Origin of the sequence: Methyloceanibacter methanicus, from assembly GCF_001723285.1 — a bacterium.
GTDB lineage: Bacteria > Pseudomonadota > Alphaproteobacteria > Rhizobiales > Methyloligellaceae > Methyloceanibacter > Methyloceanibacter methanicus.
In genome coordinates, this window is sequence record NZ_LPWG01000009.1 from 1 (window position 1) to 1,247 (window position 1,247).

Annotated in this window: 1 protein-coding gene and 1 pseudogene; both read right to left on the minus strand. The window is 62.4% G+C overall.

Annotated features, from left to right (window positions below; all coding sequences use genetic code 11):
* Positions 1-11: 11 nt before the first annotated feature.
* Positions 12-1,153 (minus strand): annotated as a pseudogene (locus AUC68_RS05000) (IS30 family transposase).
* Positions 1,068-1,247 (minus strand): hypothetical protein (locus AUC68_RS17560; RefSeq protein WP_244500401.1); only part of this gene is annotated, 180 nt, incomplete at its 5' end. The gene AUC68_RS17560 and the pseudogene AUC68_RS05000, both read right to left, overlap by 86 nt.

Below are 1,247 nucleotides of genomic sequence, written 5' to 3' on the forward strand. Positions count from 1 at the left end.
TGACTGCCGATTCAACCGATCGCCGCAACACACTCGGCGAACTTCTCCGCTGGTGAGTAGTACTGCAAGGTCTTTCTGGGCCGCTCGTTGAGCTCTCGCGCGACGGCATTCAGCTTGGCCTGGCTGTGCACGGAGAGGTCGGTGCCCTTTGGGAAGTACTGGCGTAGAAGGCGGTTTGTGTTCTCGTTCGTGCCGCGCTGCCAGGGGCTGTGGGGATCGCAGAAGTAGATGTCGAGATCCATGGCGAGCTTCAGGCGTTTGTGATCGGCAAGTTCCTTGCCCCGATCCCATGTGAGCGACCGGCGTAACTCCCGCGGCAGGTGCTGTACCTGTCTGGCAAGCGCGGCCACGACACTGGCGGTGTCCTTATTCTCGATCCTGGCCAACATCACGTAGCGCGTGTGACGCTCCACGAGTGTGACGATATAGCTGTTCTTGGCGCCAGCAATCAGATCGCCTTCCCAGTGACCCGGGATGGCGCGGTCCTCCACGGCCGCAGGCCGCTCCCGGATTGAGATCGCGTCCTTGATCTGTCCCAGCCCGTCGCGCTTCAGGCTCGCATGTCGCGAGCGGCGGATCGTCCGTGTCGCACGAAGATGCGCAAGAAGGTCCTTCTTCAGAACGCCCCGCGTCTGGATGAAAAGGCTTCGGTAGATCGTCTCGTGGGACACGCGGGCGGTCTCGTCGTCGGGATGGGCGCGCTTCAGCCAGCCTGCGATCTGCTGCGGCGACCACTTGCGCTTAAGTTTGACCGATACTCTCCGGCGAAGCTAGGGCGACAAGCCAGCTTGCAGGGCTTGGGACGCAGAGCGCGGTCCCACGCCGCCTGATCCGACTGGACCGCCCGATAGAAAGCGCGACCACCATTGCGGCTTACCTCGCGGCTGATCGTCGACGGGGCCCGCCGTAATTGGCGGGCGATGGCACGCAGAGACAGCCGGGCCCGTAACCCTCTGGAGACCTCCTCGCGTTCCGCCAGCGTCAGAGCCAGTCGCGACCTTCGCCGCTCCGCAGGGCGGATGCCGCCGGTCTTCGCCAGCACCGGGTAGATGGACGACGAGTTTCGATCAAATAGCCGCCCAATCGAGCTCATCGACTCTCCACGCTGCCAGCGATCCCAAATCTCCGCCTTCTGCTTCTCCGTGAAATAGATCCGACGACGACGATAGGCCATCCCAACACTCCATCTCTGCTAAAAGACTGAAGTGTTGCGTCGACCAACTGAACCCACCACCCAAAGCGGACAT